The sequence below is a fragment of the Rickettsia endosymbiont of Nabis limbatus genome, assembly GCF_965196655.1.
In the GTDB taxonomy this organism is placed as follows: domain Bacteria; phylum Pseudomonadota; class Alphaproteobacteria; order Rickettsiales; family Rickettsiaceae; genus Rickettsia.
This window is the reverse complement of the sequence record NZ_OZ239771.1, coordinates 18,382-34,287: the sequence shown is the minus strand read 5'-3', so window position 1 is coordinate 34,287 and position 15,906 is coordinate 18,382. Positions and strand designations below refer to the sequence as shown.

The following is a 15,906-nucleotide window of genomic DNA, read 5'->3' as shown; positions in this document are numbered from 1 at the left end:
TATGTTAAAATCTTCAAAAAAAGAAGATGACAATAAAAAGAATCACGATAATAAGTCAATTTTTCACTTACGAAAATTATTCTCACCGATAAAATCTTTATTTTCAAATAAAGTACCGGATGATTTCTTTAGCGTTATAAAACGTTTAAAAACTAATAGTCAGAAAATGACTTTAGATGAACGTAATATTTTAGCTAATTTGTTAAAATTAAAAGGTAAAACCACTGGAGATATAATGGTACCACGCTCTGATATTGCAGCAATAAAACTTACTACAAATATAGAAGAATTAAACGAATCTATTAAGGTAAAAATTCCGCATACCAGAACTCTGATATATGATGGTACTTTGGATAGTATAGTTGGTTTTATTCATATCAAAGATCTATTTAAAGCATTAGTTACAAAACAAAATTTTCGCTTAAAAAAGCTAATACGTAAGCATATAATTGCTGCTCCCTCTATGAAGCTATTAGATTTGCTTGCAAAAATGCGTCGTGAGAAAACCCATATTGCTATAGTTATTGACGAGTATGGCGGTACTGATGGCTTAGTTACGATTGAAGATGTTATGGAAGCATTAGTTGGACGAATCGATGATGAACATGATCAGAAATCAGAGTATTATAACTATAAGGTCATTAATAATTCAACAATTATTTCAAACGCACGTGTTGAAGTTGAGGTGCTTGAAGAGATAATCGGCGAGAAACTAAAAGACGATGATGATGAGTTTGATACCATAGGCGGTTTAGTGCTTACGAAAATGGGTAATGTTCCCGCTGTGGGTACTAAAATAAATGTTTCAGAAAATATTGAAATTGAGGTGACAGATGCTAACCCACGTTCCTTAAAACAAGTCAAGATTACGCTTAAGAAAGGTTTAAAGCGTGCTAAATCATCTTAAATCTTTATTACAAAACTATAACAGTATCCATCCTGAAGAAATCATTTCTAAAGAAAAAATGCTAGAGTTTTTGGATAAGCACTTAAATTTGGTTAGAAGTGACTTAAAAATGCAGCTAAATTCAAAAAGCTTCAGACAAGATAAATTTGAAGATGAGCCTGTGGAGCGTACAAAGGTACGTGAGCAAAGGCAAATATCAAAAAATTCGCTTGTATCAAGCTTTTTGAATGACGTTGCAGGGCATTTTACTGCTTCGGCTTTTTTGCTTAATCATGATCAAACTAAGTTTCTATTGATGAATCATAAGAAGTTTAATAAATGGCAACAACTTGGTGGGCATTGTGAAAGTGATAATATATTAGCTGAAGCAACTAGAGAAGCACAAGAAGAGTCAGGAATTAATGAGATTGAAGCTGTAAGTAATAATATTTTTGATATAGATGTTCATTATATTCCTCAAACCTCCAAAGAATCTTCACACTATCATTATGATATACGTTTTTTATTAAAAATAATAGATAATGATAATTTCATAAAAAACAATGAGTCACATGAACTAAAGTGGTTTAGTTTTGCTGATTATCCACAACTAGGTGTAGAACTAGAACGCTCCGTTACTCGCATGATAGAGAAGTATATTTCTTGCTTTTAAAAGTAGCACATATTATTGCTGTATTTATGCTTTTTTTCCTGGATTCCTGCTTTTAGCTAAGAATGACATCGGAACCACGCAACAATGCCTCCACAGGAATGACATAGCACGTTTTCATTTACTATATAACGCGAGTTTCGAATTAATATAGCATAGGATTTAGCATATCAAGAGAGATGTAATAGAAGGTTTATTATCAGACATTTGATAATTTATCAGTGCTGCAACCATATGCACAAAGGCATTTGTAACTGATCTATGCCTTGAATGCTCAAACTTCCCCAATAGTTTAATTTTACTAAACACAGATTCTATTAATGCTCTTTTAAGCAATAATATTTTATCCAACATAGACATAAGTTTATTTTTCATATTTTTCTTTACCCTAGTTACCATAAAAATTCCTTGCTCTAAAAGTTGTTGAAATAATTGTTGTGAAATATAACCACGATCTCCGAATACTTTACCAAAAAGATTTTTGATCATCAGTTCCAGCTGTTTTCTATCATCCTTATTGCCAGGGCTAAAAGATGCTTTAACTATACCACCGGCTCTATTAATTATTAGATGTAGTTTAAGTCCATAGAACCAACCTTTTGTTGTCTTACTGCGTGCTGCTATGCCGGCGAACACTTTATTCATTGAAATACGGTATCTCTTACATACCTCTATACTACTTGAATCTACAAAAGAAAGGCCATCACACTGATCCAAAATAGAATTAAATATCAGTACTAATAGTGGTAAATGTGGACCTATTATTTTTATAAATTGACTATAGCTTACTAATTGAAAATCTCTTTGATGATAAATCCATATTTGCTTCAGATAATAATTCTTAAAACAATCATAAGATGACTGCCAGTAGCCTATTATAATTGTTATTACCTCACTTCTGTTAAGTCGACTTTTAGGACCAGATTTGTTGTTATGGTTAGTAATTGAATTTGTATGCTTGTCTAATTCTTGAAAAAAATCATCGACGTAACAAAATATTTCTGTAAAATCCATTATCATAGGTTATTGCTCTTAAAGTTTTTTCAATAACCTATAAACTTTTTTCTTATACTATAAATACCATATTTTAATTAGCAATTTGTATTTTGTACTCACTTTATAACAAAAACAGTATTATCAATATCCCCGTAACCCACTGTTTATCAGCTATACAGCGACTTTTTGAATACGAAACTCGCGTTATATAGGGACTGTTGCGAGATGAGAGGGTAGCAGGTATAATAAAAAAATAAAAAATATGTTTATATGTCAGAGTATCAAATGCTAATGGTAAGTTTAGATGAGTTAGTAAATGCGGATCATCAATATCGTAAATTCAAAAGTTTATTCAAATTCAAAGCAGTTGAAGCTGAGTTATTAGTGTCATTGTCAAATAAAAAGGGACCAGTAAATTGCACGAAAAAGGGACCACTATATGTAAAAATTTTTATGTCAAATGACCTCCAAATTTATAGTTATTAATACGATAACTTTTACCTGTGATGTTTAGTATATGTGCATGATGTACTACTCGATCAATAATTGCATGAGTTAATAACTCATCAGCAAATATTTCATTCCATCTTTCAAAATCCTTGTTTGTGGTAATAATGGTAGATTTATTTTCATATCGTTTAGCAATAATATTAAAAAAATCATCTACTGAATGTTTTGGTAATTGCTTAAAACCTAACTCATCAAGAATTAATAAGTCAAATGATAAGAGTAATTTAACTTTTTTGTGATAGCTATTATCTGCTCTTGCAATATGTAAATTATAAAGCATATCCGATACCGTAGTAAAATATACAGAGTATTCTCGTGTTAAAGCTTTTAATGCTAATCCAATAGCAAGATGAGTTTTGCCAGTTCCAGAATTACCTATGAATATGACATTGCCCTTAGTATTAATATAATCACAAGTAGATAAATCACTTATTACTTTGGCATCAATACTTGGTTGGAACTGAAAATCAAAGTCTTCTAAATTTTTAGTGACTGGTAATTTAGCAGCACTTTTACGACGACGGTAATTATTATCCTTACGGTGAGATTTTTCATCTTCACATAATAGTGAGAGAAATTCTTTAAATCCTAGTTTATTATTTTGAGCATAAATAATCCTTTCATTTAAGCTATTGACTATACCTGATAATCTAAAACTACGTAGGTCATTAAGCAAGTTCTGCATTCTGACCTCCAAACTCTGGCAATGGTAAGTTTACTGCATTACTATTTAAGATATTTTTAATTTTAGAGTAAGAACTTATACCGTAATGTAATGCTCTATGACAAGCTTTATCTATTAACTCATCATTGTAAACCTTACGTAAAGAAATAATACCTCTAGCACAACGTTGCCAATCATTTACTCGTGTTTGTTGTAATAACTCTAATAATAAACTGCAATTATTTCCTATCTGCTGCATTTGTTGTTGATAATGTTCACTATATTCTATAAAACCTGGGCATAGACGTTTATATTTGGCATAATGAGACGGATTAGTGGTAAATATTCCTTTGCCATCTGTTCTAACGTGCCTTGCTATTAAATCATTTTGGATAGAAAATATTTGAACAAGTTTTGGTGATAATTGTACCAGTACCTCACTGTATATATATTTTGCCGGTACGGAATAATAATTATTATCTATGGTGATATGACAATCTTTTGCTACTTTTCGATTATGCCACGATGACAAATCAAACGTTTCTAATGGTAAAGGCATTAAATTATTACTTTCTTCTTGCTCAAATAGTTCCTGAGGAATTTTTTTAGTAGTACCATGTATTCGGTTATTTGCTTTATTTAACCAGTTAGCAAGATCATGTGTTAATTCTTCATATCTATGAAATTTACGTCCAGCAAAAAAATTATTTTTGACATACTTTATTCCTGATTCTACTTTGCCTTTTTCTTGAGGTTGATATACACGACAAGGAGAAAGTAAAATTCCATAATGATCAGCTAAACGTTTGTATTCCTTCTGATATACGGGCTCATAGAAATTGCTATCTACCACTCCAGCTTTAAGATTATCAAGTTTTATTACTTTTGGACTGCCAGCAAAATAATTAAATGCATTGATATGACATTGTATCCATGTTTGACAACTTTGATCAAACACTACTTCATAATAATCAAGGCGACTATAACTTAAACGCATATTAAATACATATGCTTTAACTCTACGCCCCTTAGAATTATACTGTAAGCCTATGTCACCAAAATCTACTTGTGCTTCCTCTCCTGCTAAAGTATGAAAACGAATGCAACTGTTATTTTGTATCTTATATTTTTTGATATAACGGGTTAGCGAACCATAACTTTTTGTATAACCTTGAATTTTTAACTCTTCAAAAATTCTTATGTAACTTAGATTCTTTTCTAATAACTCAATTATTTGTTCGTGCCAAGAATCCAGTGCTGAAGATCGTTCATAGGGTGCAGGAGATTCTGTACCAGACTCTACATAACGGTTTACTATTTTTCTTACTGTTTTACGGTCTATTCTCGTTAGTTTGGCAATATTTCTTTGACTATTGCCTTGCTTATAAAGGGTGATAATTGTTGTGTACATATTTATTCTTATCATTGTATCACTAGATATTTATTTTAATTAATTATCTAGTGAATATTGCACATTATAACCTTATTAGGTTACACCAAATTCTCTGGTCCCTTTTTCGTGCAATTTACTGGTCCCTTTTACTTTAGCAATGACACAAATAAAGTAGAAGACTTAATGAATATAAGTTTAGAGAAAATTTCAAACAGCTCAGAGATTTATACAAGTATAAATCTAGAAGACAGTTTTGTAGAGGCTAGTAATAGCTTTTTTACCACATTTTACAATACAGCTACTTATTGTTTCAACTATGCATTAGAAGTAATGATTCCATTGACAGGAAATGTTTGTGAATATTTCCGTGGAAATACTGATCATTATGACGTAGATTGTCTTTAATTTTCTAACTCTGTCACTCATAGGTTTGACCTATGTTTTAGAATGACTCCATTTTTTTGCTATCATCCCGTAATGGTATTGTTGCGTGGGTACCAATTCGTCATTGCGAGCGACTGCAAGGAGCGTGACAATCCAGAAAAAATAATAAAAAATGCTATAAGTTAGCATTTTTTAACTAGATTGCGTACGTACAATTACTTCGTAATTTCCTCGCAATGATGGAAAAATTGATCCATACAAAAGATGACCTCTACCTACCAATCTTTATCGTACAAATTCTTTCAGTGATTTCTTTTAATTTTTCTATACTTTGCCGGTGTTACTAAATGATATATTAGTACTGTGACATTATCACTTTTATGTATATAACTGCTTTCTTCCATGCATCTAGTATATCACGAAGCAGACCTTCGGGGAATTAAACCCTAAGAGATTAAAATTTTCATCTATGATGAGAATGACTTTGCTCTAGATATAAAAGCCTTAAAAAGTAATGAAAATTACTTCTGGTCTTATAAAATTAATTACTTTAAAAAGCTGATTAATGGGGAGTAATTAGTTCTGCCCAGGTGGATCGAAAGTCGTCTGGGCTACGCGACTGTAAGGAGCGTGGCAATTTAGAAAAAATACTATAAATTAGTATTTTTTATACTTTCTTGCTTCGTCAATTACTTCATAATTTCCCCGCAATGACGTTCCAAAAAAAAATCACACCCCGTGTCGTTCAGCAATTAGACCTTTTATCTCAGAAATAGCCTTAGCAGGGTTTAGACCTTTCGGACAGGTTTTGGTACAATTCATGATCGTATGGCATCTGTAGAGCTTGAACGGATCTTCTAAAGCTTCAAGACGCTCGCCTGTATGATCATCTCGTGAGTCGGCAATCCATCTATATGCCTGAAGTAAAATTGCAGGACCTAAATATTTATCACCATTCCACCAATAGCTAGGGCAAGAAGTAGAACAGCACGCACATAATATGCATTCATATAATCCGTCAAGCTTCTCTCGATCTTTAATCGACTGTAATCTTTCAGCATTAGATGGAGCTGGACTATCGGTTTTAAGCCATGGTTCTATAGATTCATATTGTGCATAAAAATGAGACATATCCGGCACTAAATCTTTTACCACTTTCATATGAGGAAGTGGATAGATTTTAATATCGCCTGAAATTTCTTCGATAGGTTTAATACATGCTAGAGTATTTGTGCCATCAATATTCATTGCACAACTACCACAAATTCCCTCACGACAAGAACGTCTAAAAGTTACAGTGGAATCAATTTCGTTTTTGATTTTAATTAAAGCATCCAAAACCATCGGACCGGTTTTGCTTAAATCTATCTCAAAACTATCAATAGTAGGATTCTCATCAAGATCAGGATTATATCTATAAATTTTTATTTTTCTAAGATTAGATATATCACTTTTTGCTTTATGCTCCTTACCTTTTTTTACAACTGAATTTGGCGGTAGCCTTAACTCTGCCATACTATATACTCTTTAATATTATGATTTAGCTTTTATCTTCCTTTTTAGCTTTAATTGGTTTTGCTTTCTTAAGGTCTTTTTCTTCGGCTATTTTTATGGTAGATGATGCTGCACCAAAAGGAAAGTTATTTTCTTCTTCAGAGTCTAGCTGTCTGCTGCTAAGTAAATTTTTAATTTGCTGACCTGATAATGTTTCATATTCTATTAAAGCTTTAGCAAGTATATGAAGCTGATCTAAGTGCTTAGTTAAAATGTCTTTTGCTAAATCATAGCCGGTAGTAACAATTTTCTTTACCTCTTCATCTATTAACTCTGAAGTACTTTCCGATCTATCACTAGAACTATTTCTATTAGCATACATATCTTCACCAGCACTTCCGTGATATACAGGACCGACCTTATCGCTAAGACCCCAATCGGTAACCATTGCCTTTGCCATTCTGGTTGCCATTTTTATATCTGATGATGCTCCTGAGGTTACCTTTTCTTTACCGAATATAATCTCTTCAGCTACTCTACCTGCCATAGCTACCGCAATATCAGCGTCCATTTTATCACGTGGCATCGAAAAACGATCATTTTCCGGTAATCTCATAACCATGCCAAGAGCTCTACCACGAGGGATAATCGTAGCTTTATGAATAGGGTCAGAAGCGGGACAGTATAAACCAACTAAAGCATGCCCACCCTCATGATATGCTGTTAGTTTTTTCTGCTCCTCGGACATAATCATTGAGCGACGCTCAACTCCCATCATGACCTTATCTTTTGCTTCTTCCAAATCATGCATTTCTACTTCTTTTTTATTACGCCTTGCAGCAATAAGAGCAGCTTCATTAACTAAATTAGCAAGCTCTGCACCGGAGAACCCAGGAGTGCCTCTAGCAATAATTCTTGGTACGATTTTAGTGCTGTATTTTACTTTCTTTAAATGCACTTGTAGTATTTTTTCTCGTCCATCAATATCAGGATTTGAGACAGTAATTTGCCTATCAAACCTACCTGGTCTTAATAAAGCGTTATCAAGTACGTCAGGGCGGTTAGTAGCTGCAATAATTACGACTCCCTCATTTGCTTCAAATCCGTCCATCTCTACTAACATCTGATTCAGTGTTTGCTCACGCTCATCATTACCGCCGCCCATACCAATACCTCTATGGCGACCTACCGCATCAATCTCATCGATGAAGATAATACAAGGTGCGTTACGCTTGCCCTGCTCGAACATATCACGCACACGGCTAGCACCAACACCTACAAACATCTCAACAAAATCAGAACCAGAGATGCTAAAAAATGGTACGTTAGCCTCACCTGCAATTGCTTTAGCAAGGAGTGTTTTACCTGTTCCTGGCGGACCTATAAGCAAACAACCTTTTGGTATTTTACCACCAAGCTTTTGGAACTTGCTAGGATCTCTTAAAAAATCCACTATTTCGGTTAATTCGTCTTTTGCTTCATCAATACCTGCAACATCTTTAAAGGTAATTTTTGGTCCTTTATCTGACAAAAGTTTGGCTTTAGATTTACCAAACCCCATAGCTTTACCGCCGCCATGCATTTGACGCATGAAGAAAACCCAAACACCGATTAATAAAAGCATTGGAAACCAAGAAATTAAAAAGCTTAAAAAAGTGTTCATTCTTGTTTCAGGTGGCACGACTTCTATATTAACGTCATTATTATTTAGACGATTTACTAAATCAGGATAATCAGGAGCATAAGTGCTAAAACTAGAACCATCATTTGAAGTTCCTTCTATTATTCTTCCTTGAATTTTAACCGAGTTAACAGTTTTTTCATCGACTTTTGTTAAAAAGTCTGAGAAAGATATATTATTTTTACTGCTGAGTAACCCATCAGATTGAAAAACATTGAAAAGCAGTATTACAAAAACAAAAATTACTGCCCAAACTATAATATTTTTACCTTGATTATTCATTGATACAAAACCTAACAAAAATCATTAATTATAAATAAAAACATTTTTACCAGTTTAATTAACTGACTTAGTAAAAATGTGTAAAACGAGATGTAAAATCCGGAGCAAAAGAGACGTTAAAACTCTTTATGTCGTTATCATAGTACGATATATGTGGTATTGCTACAACTTTTTCAAGTATTTTAATAATAGGTAAGGTAAATAAAATAGCATTGTGGGTTCCATAAGATAAGTTTTTTAAAACCTCTAAATCTAATTTTTTTTTGATTATTTTATAATCTTCCAGCGATAAATATGTTGCTACACAATTTTCTAAATCATGTTTTTTTGTAATACGGAAACGATTATCCCAAACAGCTTGCTTATTCAATAATAACTTACTTTCTGGTAGCTTTTTACCAAACTCCCGATATATTAATAATTCATTTTGCATACGCTTAATTACGCAACCATGCAAAGTATTTTTAAAATCCAAACTTTGCATAATTAATTTTAAAATAGGCTCTACCGAATAGAAGCGAGCCGAACGATGCTGCCCACCAATTATTATCAATAAAAAATTAATTAGCTGCACTCGTACTTCTGGTGAAAATCTGCTAAATTTAATTAAATTAAGAAAAGCAAAACCATATTCAGATATTTTTACTGATTCGGCTATTGCTGCTATCAATTCCGGTTTAAACTTATTCTCTACTAATTCATTAACTTTAATCTGCTCAGTAATTATATCATCTTTAATATAATCTTCTTGTTTGGCTAATTTCTGCCTAACTGCATTACGTCTATATTTAGTCGATAAATTTGATTGATCTTCAAACCATTTAATATTATTCGTAACTAAATAATTTTCTAATTCGCTTTTAGGAATATTAAACAGAGGTCTAATTATTTGCGTATCATTATGATAATTCACGTTACTGCTGCTAAGCCCGAATACGCCGCTTTTACGTTCTAATCTAAGGCAAAAATTTTCTATATAATCATCTTCGTGATGAGCGGTTAAAAGAACTAATATATCAAGCTTCCGGCATAGTGAGGTCATTAAATCATAACGCCCTTTTCTTGCTCGCTCTTGTAAATTGGAAAAATTATTTTGATGGTCGAAAGATAGGTTATAATGCTTACGATTTAAGCTATTACTTATGTTTTGGATATACTCTATTTCTTGCTTTGATTGTTCTCTTAAATTATGGTCAACCGATAAAACAAATAGCTCTATATTATTTTTCTTTGCCCAGATACTTGCAAGATAAAGTAATGCTACTGAATCACTCCCACCGGAAACTGCAATAGCTATTTTAGATAAGCCAAAACCATCTATTAGATTATTGATGTTGTGTTCAAATTTTTTGTATAGCATAGAATTATTATATATAGACAACGTAAAAGTTTAAAGTGAAAAAGAAAGCAATAAAATTTTATTTTTGTCAAAAATTTCTACAAATAAAAGAAAAACTATCAAAACTTACGCTATGAGTGGAAGAGTGATAAATTATTGTAAGAATAATTAAACATGTCAAAGAGGAACAGATTGCAAGCAATACCAATTAATAGAACAGATTACTGTCAATTTTTAACAATTAGCCAAAAGAATTATAGTTTAACCTACTACGCTGAACATGCCAAGAAATGTAGCCATGATGTTATTAATAGATTTTTAGAAAATGAAAAATATACTCCTTCTTTGTTATGGGAACACATTAAGAATGATGTTATCTTTTCATCTAACGGATATACAATATTTGATGATACGGTGTTAAACAAAAGGAACACAAAGAAAATAGAGGTTGCTAGATCGCAGTATAGTGGAGCTACAGGTGGAGTTACTACCGGTATAGGAGTAGTGAGTCTTGTATATTATAACCCCGATATTGATAAGTTTTGGGTAATAGATTATCGCATTTTTTCATCTGATCATGATGGAGCGACGAAACTAGATCACCTACTAAAGATGTTCAATAATGCTGTTTATAGTAAAAAGATTCCTTTTCAAACTGTACTTTTTGACACATGGTATGCTACACACAAAATTATGCAACATGTTGACTCCTTGGGCAAATATTATTATGCCCCTATTAAAGCCAATAGAAATGTTAGTAAAACGTGTGATTACGAGCCTTATAAAGCTGTTAGCAAGTTGACGTTTTCAGATGAAGAAATTAAGAATGGAATGGAGATTCATATAAAAGGATTTGCCAAAAATAAGCATGTTAATTTGTTTAAATTTACTGTTTCTACCAACAGAGTTGATTATGTTGTTACCAATAACAAAACTCAAAAATCTTCTAAAGCTGCACAAGATGAGTTTGGCTTGCGATGGGTAATTGAGAGCATGCATAGAAAAATTAAGCAACTGACTGGTATAGAACGTTACCAATGCAGAAAACAGCGTATCCAACGTAATCACATTAGTTGTGCATTTCTAGTTTGGGCTTTTCTCAAAAGAACTGCAAATAAAATAGGTAAAACGGTCTACCAAATAAAGTTAGGGCTTTTAGATGACTATATGCAACAACAGCTTCGTTCTCCATCTTTACGATATTTAGAACCAAACATAGCGTAAGTTTTGCTATATTAGAAAAATTAGAACGGTTGAGGCTAGATTCTTATAGAGAAAATAATAATATTAAAATGAAAAAATTAAGTGCTGTTTTAAATATTGACCTAGAGGATTATTCAAAATTGATTGAGCATATACATAAGGAAATAAGCCCTAATATAATTATACTAGATTACCATGTTCCAGATTAATTCATTTCATTCTTATCAAATAAAAAATAGTTACCTACTTTCGGAATAATAAACTTATCCTCTGGTATATTATGCTTTTTGATTGCTTGCTGTAACTCTAAAGGAGCTGAGTTAAAGGGTTCGTCAGCTAATTGAAAAACATCGAAATGGCTAGCTATAGAAAATTTAGATTGCAAATCTAGATGAGCAAGTACTGCTTCGTCAGGGTTCATATGGACCGGTTTCATGAACCATCTTGGTTCATAAGCTCCTATTGGAATAAGGCTAAGCAAAATGTTATATTTTTTGCCAATCTCTTTAAAAATATTAGCATTATAACCTGAGTCACCTATAAAACAAATATCACCCATCTTGATTTTAATAATAAAAGTTCCCCATAATGCTTCATTCTTATCAAAGATTCCTCTAGCTGACCAATGTTGTGCCGGCTCTAAAAAATACTCTACATTTTGATTCTTGTAAAATTCTCCCCATCCTAGAGTAATAATTTCGGCATCCTTAATGTGTTTTTTTATTATTATATCATTCTTAAGAGGAGTAATAATTTTAGGCTTATCCCGCAGCCACAAATCTTTAATCGTTTTAATATCTAGATGATCATAATGATTATGGCTTATTAGTATAAAATCTATTTTAGGTAAATCAGTAAAATCGATCCCAGGCTTTACTACTCTTTTCGGTCCTGCAAAGGTAAAAGGACTTGCTCGTTCTAACCAAACCGGATCAGTTAAAATATTTAGACCTTGTACCTGAATTAAGAAAGTAACGTGACCTACATAGCTTACTCTTATATTTTCATCATGAGTTATTGGAGGAATATCGGTTATAATAGATTCCGATAATGGTAGCCATTCTGACTTTTTTGAAGTCATTTTCCACTTTAAGATATCAAGCAAATTTTTGGGCTTAATATTAGGATCAAGGTTATAAAACATATTTTTATTTTAACATGATCTTTCGGTTTGTTTATTAGATCGTTTAGCTTGCTCTTTTCCTGCAAAAGATTTTTTTGTCTCATTTGGCTTTTGTACTGATTTATGAGCAAACCCTGCTGCTTTTCCTCTTACTTCCATGACAGATTGCAGAGCTTCTTTTGGTAGTTGAGTTAAAAATGCTGGTATCTTTGATTCTACTTCTTTCTTATTAATATTTATTTCTTTTGATTTCTTTAATTCTATTTCTTTAGCAAGATCTCTGCCAACAACTTCATCTAACGAAACTTGCATGTAATCAGCAAGAGCAACAATTGTTTTACTACTAGGCATATTTATATCATCTCTCATAAATCTATCTATTGTAGTTTCATGACATCCTAATATATTAGCTAACTTGTAATAACCTTTATCTGATTTTTGATTACCTTTTAATTTTTTTTCAACTATTACTTTGTCTATGAATTCTTTTAAATGCTCTCTATATTTTTCTTCAATTTTAGGCTTTTTTATAATTTCAATAGGATTGTTACTTGCTTCAAATTTTCGCTTATTACTTCCATTATTTTTTAAAATTTCACCCATTGTTTTTTCCTACAGATATATTCATTTCTAAGTGGTAAGATTTTTATATTTTTTGAAAAATTATTTATTAATATATAACTAATAAATGGTAAATAGAAGATAATTTATAATGCAAACAATAAAATAGAGCTATTAGTGAAGTATTTTGGAGGTTTCAAGGAGATTATATAGATTACAGATTGTTTTCTCTACTTGCTTATCATTTATTAATAGAATAATTTTAATTTCTGATATTTGTATCATTTGAACATTTATATTATCTTTTGCTAATTTTAATAATATCATTTCAAGCAATTTCAAATCATTTTTAATCCCATGACCGATAATTGAAACTGTAGCAATTTCAGTATCAAAAGTGAAATTAGTTATTTGATTATTGTTTTTCAAATTAGTAAGTAATATATGTAAACTATTTTTATCTGTTAAATTAGTAATAAAACTATATCTTTTGTTAGGCTCTATTTCTTGCATTAACTCAATATGATTATTATTTTGTGCAATGATACTCGCAACTTGAATAAAATCTAACGAAGAGCTTTCTATAGTTAGATATAATAAATTTTTATTAGAAGTAATGCCGCTAATTATCCTTTTTTCCATAATTTTATCTTTTGAAGTGATTAACGTGCAATCTGCTTCAGGTGCAAAAGTTGAAAGAATACGCATATCTATTTGATATCGCATTACTATTTCTGCTGCCCTTGGATGTAATACTTTTGCTCCACTTAATGCTAACTCTAACATTTCTGAAAAGTCTATCTCATTTATCTTTTTTGCTTTTGGAATAATTCTTGGATCAGCAGCAAATACTCCCTCTACATCCGTATAAATATCGCACCTATCTCCTTTCATAGCTGCAGCAATTAAAGCAGCGGTAGTATCAGAGCCACCTCTACCTAATGTAGCTAATCTATTATGTTTATTGATTCCTTGAAAGCCAGCAATTATAGGAATAATATCTTGTTGTAAACATTCGTTCAATAATTTCGTGTCAACTGATTCTACTAAAGCTTTACTGTGGTTATCATCAGTCAAAATTGGTAATTGCCATGCCAAAAATGATCTGGCATTTATATTTTCTTCTTGAAGAGCAAGTGCAAGCAATGAAGCCGTAACTATTTCACCGCTAGAAAGTGCTACATCGTATTCTGCAAGTTGAGATGATTTGTTAAGACTTGATACTTCATTACACAATGTAACAAGTTGATTAGTGACCCCTGCCATAGCAGAAACTACTATAATTACTTGATTATTTTTAGCTATTTCAGTTTTTATAATAGGGATGGTTTTTTTTATTCTGTCAATAGTTGCAGCGGAAGTGCCACCGAATTTTTGAATTATTAAGGCCATATATAGAAGCCTAGTAGAATATTGTTTATTTTAAATAGAGTAAATTATGTATACTCGTCTACCAATTTTTTATTTATTAGAGATATATCTTCTTTTGTACTATTCCCAAATAAGAACTGCGTGCATGGATTAATTTTAACGTCATAAGCTACGCAACTGCAAGGAGCGTGACAATCTCAAGAGTATCACAAGCTTTATTACATGGATCGAAAATACTCTTGATGTCATGCCTGCGAAAGTAGAAATCCAAAATAAAGCAAGATAATTTGAGCTTTTAATTTTAAAAATTTGCTATATTTATACCTGTTCTCTGGGTTCCTGCTTTTAGCTAAGAATGACATAAGTGATCCAAACACTCAACAAATACCAGAGATGCATAGTATCGACGCAATAATTTTGTTAAACTTTCTGAGGTTGCCACATTCACTTCGCTTACTTGCAACGACGATTATGCAGGCAATCCCACAAATGCTTAATTATGCACTAGCGATCTCTGTAACGTTTACTATTTTATGATCACGCTTAGTTAAAAACTCTACTCTTCCTGATGTTAAAGCAAAAATAGTATGATCCTTACCAATCCCAACATTTACTCCAGGATGGATTTTTGTACCACGTTGTCTAACTATAATATTGCCAGGTATTACATATTGTCCATCGGCTTTCTTAACACCGAGTCTTCGACCGGCTGAATCTCTTCCGTTCCTAGAACTACCACCAGCTTTTTTGGTTGCCATCTTATGATTCCTTTATTATTAACTTTTACAAAAAGTTTATTATTGTTTTGTAATATCTAATATTTTCAGCTCTGTCAATTCTTGACGATGACCCGCTTTACGACGATAATTTTTTCTACGTTTTTTCTTAAAAACTATAATTTTATTATCTCTAAGCTGGTTAGTAATTTCAGCTGTAACAACAGCTCCTTTTACTAATGGAGTACCGATAAAAGAAGGTTTTGAATATTCACCCATCATTAAAACCTGATTAAGCTGAATTTTAGAGCCAAGCTCACCTTCAATTTTTTCGACTTTAATAACGCTATTTTGGTCTACTTTATATTGTTTTCCACCTGCTTTTATAACTGCGAACATGAAAAATATCTCTTTAAAAATTAATAAATATTTGTCGTATTATATTATTATATTAGTAATTAGTCAATGATAATTTAAAGCGGTACTTGATATTTCTAGCTTGATCGGCTTGTTATATAAATAAAAAATGTCATTGCCAGGAATGGCAGGCAAAGCCGCCACGGGATAACACCGAATGCTTAAGACGATGAAGTCGCAAAAATAATAAACAAAAGAGAATTTAGTTAATTAGTA

At 31.9% G+C, this 15,906-nt stretch carries 16 protein-coding genes; 5 read left to right on the top strand and 11 right to left on the bottom strand.

Annotation, left to right across the window (positions count from 1 at the left end):
- Position 1 precedes the first annotated feature (1 nt).
- Positions 2-907 carry a hemolysin C gene (tlyC, locus tag ACOAL3_RS00205; RefSeq protein WP_419235075.1) on the top strand — a complete coding sequence of 302 codons (906 nt, stop codon included), beginning with the start codon at positions 2-4 and terminating at the stop codon, positions 905-907.
- Complete coding sequence (locus ACOAL3_RS00200; RefSeq protein ID WP_419235074.1) at positions 891-1,559, top strand: palindromic element RPE3 domain-containing protein; 669 nt, start codon at positions 891-893, stop codon at positions 1,557-1,559. The genes tlyC and ACOAL3_RS00200 overlap by 17 nt, the downstream gene beginning before the upstream one ends.
- Before the next feature lie 159 nt (positions 1,560-1,718).
- On the opposite strand, the gene ACOAL3_RS00195 is transcribed toward ACOAL3_RS00200, so the two are convergent.
- Positions 1,719-2,576, bottom strand: coding sequence for an IS982 family transposase (locus tag ACOAL3_RS00195; RefSeq protein WP_419234519.1), 858 nt, complete (start codon positions 2,574-2,576; stop codon positions 1,719-1,721).
- 246 nt (positions 2,577-2,822) lie between these two features.
- Here ACOAL3_RS00195 and ACOAL3_RS00190 point away from each other — a divergent pair, with 246 nt between their 5' ends.
- Complete coding sequence (locus tag ACOAL3_RS00190) at positions 2,823-3,038, top strand: hypothetical protein (RefSeq protein WP_419235073.1); 216 nt, start codon at positions 2,823-2,825, stop codon at positions 3,036-3,038.
- On the opposite strand, the gene istB is transcribed toward ACOAL3_RS00190, so the two are convergent.
- Positions 3,004-3,747 carry an IS21-like element helper ATPase IstB gene (gene istB, locus ACOAL3_RS00185; protein WP_419234522.1) on the bottom strand — a complete coding sequence of 248 codons (744 nt, stop codon included), beginning with the start codon at positions 3,745-3,747 and terminating at the stop codon, positions 3,004-3,006. The two genes, ACOAL3_RS00190 and istB, sit on opposite strands and share 35 nt — an antisense overlap.
- A complete protein-coding gene (istA, locus tag ACOAL3_RS00180; RefSeq protein WP_419234561.1) occupies positions 3,731-5,137 on the bottom strand; it encodes an IS21 family transposase in 1,407 nt (468 codons plus the stop codon). The genes istB and istA overlap by 17 nt, the downstream gene beginning before the upstream one ends.
- A 165-nt stretch (positions 5,138-5,302) precedes the next feature.
- On the opposite strand from istA, the gene ACOAL3_RS00175 reads away from it, so the two are divergent.
- Complete coding sequence (locus ACOAL3_RS00175) at positions 5,303-5,524, top strand: hypothetical protein (RefSeq protein WP_419235072.1); 222 nt, start codon at positions 5,303-5,305, stop codon at positions 5,522-5,524.
- Positions 5,525-6,232: 708 nt separating this feature from the next.
- On the opposite strand, the gene ACOAL3_RS00170 is transcribed toward ACOAL3_RS00175, so the two are convergent.
- The 3 genes from ACOAL3_RS00170 to tilS all read right to left on the bottom strand — a co-directional run bounded on the left by ACOAL3_RS00170 (position 6,233) and on the right by tilS (position 10,320).
- Positions 6,233-7,018, bottom strand: a complete 786-nt coding sequence (locus tag ACOAL3_RS00170) for a succinate dehydrogenase iron-sulfur subunit (protein ID WP_419235071.1) — start codon at positions 7,016-7,018, stop codon at positions 6,233-6,235.
- Positions 7,019-7,043: 25 nt separating this feature from the next.
- Entirely contained in the window at positions 7,044-8,960 is a 1,917-nt protein-coding gene (gene ftsH, locus ACOAL3_RS00165) for an ATP-dependent zinc metalloprotease FtsH (protein ID WP_395476961.1), read from the bottom strand.
- Positions 8,961-9,027: 67 nt separating this feature from the next.
- Entirely contained in the window at positions 9,028-10,320 is a 1,293-nt protein-coding gene (gene tilS, locus ACOAL3_RS00160) for a tRNA lysidine(34) synthetase TilS (RefSeq protein WP_419235070.1), read from the bottom strand.
- A gap of 171 nt (positions 10,321-10,491) precedes the next feature.
- Between tilS and ACOAL3_RS00155 the strand changes: the two genes are divergently transcribed.
- Positions 10,492-11,523 (top strand): IS701 family transposase, encoded by a 1,032-nt coding sequence (locus tag ACOAL3_RS00155; protein WP_473198155.1) that lies wholly within the window; start codon positions 10,492-10,494, stop codon positions 11,521-11,523.
- A 184-nt stretch (positions 11,524-11,707) separates the two neighbouring features.
- Here the strand turns inward: ACOAL3_RS00155 and ACOAL3_RS00150 are convergent, their stop codons facing one another.
- The 5 genes from ACOAL3_RS00150 to rplU form a co-directional block, all read right to left on the bottom strand.
- On the bottom strand, positions 11,708-12,583 hold the full coding sequence (locus ACOAL3_RS00150; protein ID WP_419235660.1) for an MBL fold metallo-hydrolase: 876 nt from the start codon (positions 12,581-12,583) through the stop codon (positions 11,708-11,710).
- Positions 12,584-12,655: 72 nt separating this feature from the next.
- Positions 12,656-13,228 carry a hypothetical protein gene (locus tag ACOAL3_RS00145; protein ID WP_395476957.1) on the bottom strand — a complete coding sequence of 191 codons (573 nt, stop codon included), beginning with the start codon at positions 13,226-13,228 and terminating at the stop codon, positions 12,656-12,658.
- A 132-nt stretch (positions 13,229-13,360) separates the two neighbouring features.
- Positions 13,361-14,578: an aspartate kinase gene (locus ACOAL3_RS00140; protein ID WP_419235068.1), complete on the bottom strand. Its 1,218-nt coding sequence runs from the start codon at positions 14,576-14,578 to the stop codon at positions 13,361-13,363.
- Between the two features lie 476 nt (positions 14,579-15,054).
- A complete protein-coding gene (gene rpmA, locus ACOAL3_RS00135) occupies positions 15,055-15,315 on the bottom strand; it encodes a 50S ribosomal protein L27 (RefSeq protein WP_011478055.1) in 261 nt (86 codons plus the stop codon).
- A 39-nt stretch (positions 15,316-15,354) separates the two neighbouring features.
- Complete coding sequence (rplU, locus tag ACOAL3_RS00130) at positions 15,355-15,672, bottom strand: 50S ribosomal protein L21 (RefSeq protein ID WP_011478056.1); 318 nt, start codon at positions 15,670-15,672, stop codon at positions 15,355-15,357.
- Positions 15,673-15,906: the final 234 nt, after the last annotated feature.